Origin of the sequence: Gracilibacillus saliphilus (assembly GCF_010994085.1) — a bacterium.
GTDB classification, from domain to species: Bacteria; Bacillota; Bacilli; order Bacillales; family Amphibacillaceae; genus Gracilibacillus; species Gracilibacillus lacisalsi.
Window position 1 is genome coordinate 1 of sequence record NZ_WJEB01000073.1, and the last position, 1,193, is coordinate 1,193.

General features: G+C 38.4%; 1 protein-coding gene. It reads right to left on the reverse strand.

What is annotated here, in order from left to right; all coding sequences use genetic code 11:
• Positions 1–419: 419 nt before the first annotated feature.
• The coding region (locus GHT08_RS21855; protein WP_163583495.1) for an aminoacetone oxidase family FAD-binding enzyme at positions 420–1,193 on the reverse strand (774 nt) is incomplete at its 5' end.

The window sequence follows — 1,193 nt, forward strand, 5'->3', positions numbered from 1 at the left end:
CCCCTGCAAGAGTAGGACGTTGCCAGGCAGTTGAAAAAGCTTTTTAGTCATACGACTAAAAAGCTTTTTCTTATAGGACAAGAAAGTATAAAATTTGCGCATATGTCTAACTCCGAGCGTCCAAAAACTAGGCGACTTCACGAATCGCCCTACGATAAAGAAGACTTGCCGCTTGGTGAAACCAGAGGCTTAGTCGCACTTATGCCTTTAGGTGAAAGTCATCATCGGTTCGCTTTTCTCAGTGACTCCTTTATCTTAGTTGATTCTGAAGCCGATACGTTTCTAAGCAGCGCCCTGCGCTTTTCTTACTTGTAAGGAAGGTATATAAACATTGGTATTACAACTATTATAAGCAAGTATGATAGGAAAAAGAAAAATCCAGACTATTTACTAAAAGTATAGTCTGGATTTTTATATGATTAACTTAGGCTTTCCCATGCGGCATGCATACCTGCCACTCTACCGGTAACCATAGCTGAAGTGATATTATAACCACCTGTATAACCATGAATATCTAAAACTTCCCCACAAAAGTATAGGCCATGCATTAATTTCGATTGCATGGTGCTAGGTACAATTTCTTTAATGGAGACACCTCCACCGGTAACGAAAGCTTTTTTTAATGGTAAACTTTCATGGACCTGAAAAGAGAAACCTTTGAGGTCGTTAAGGAATCCATCTAGTTTTTCCCGGGAAATATTGGCACATTTAATTGCTGGTGAAATATTGTTTCGCTCCAATAAAAAATCCAAGTATCTTTCTGGAACTAACCCTTTAGTAACGTTTTTGAAAGTCCGTTTGGAATGTTGATTGATCATAGTTGAGAGATCGTTGAAAAGCTCATGTACAGGTTTGTTAGGAATGGCGTCTATTTGTACTTCAACATGTTTTAGACCTTTCATGAGCAACTTAACAATATATTGTGAGCATCTTAAAACCGCAGGACCAGAAATACCAAAATGCGTAAAAAGCATATCCATTTGATGTGTAATGATTTTCTTACCTTTTTCATCAAAGACTGATAAAGCAATATCACGTAATGCCGTACCTTGTAATTTCTTGCTGAGGATAAACTCTTCATTAGAAACGATCGGTACCTCTGTTGGATATAATGCTGTAATTGTATGTCCCGCCTTTTTCGCCCATGGATAAGCGTCACCAGTTGAACCAGAGGTTACAATAGACACCCCTAT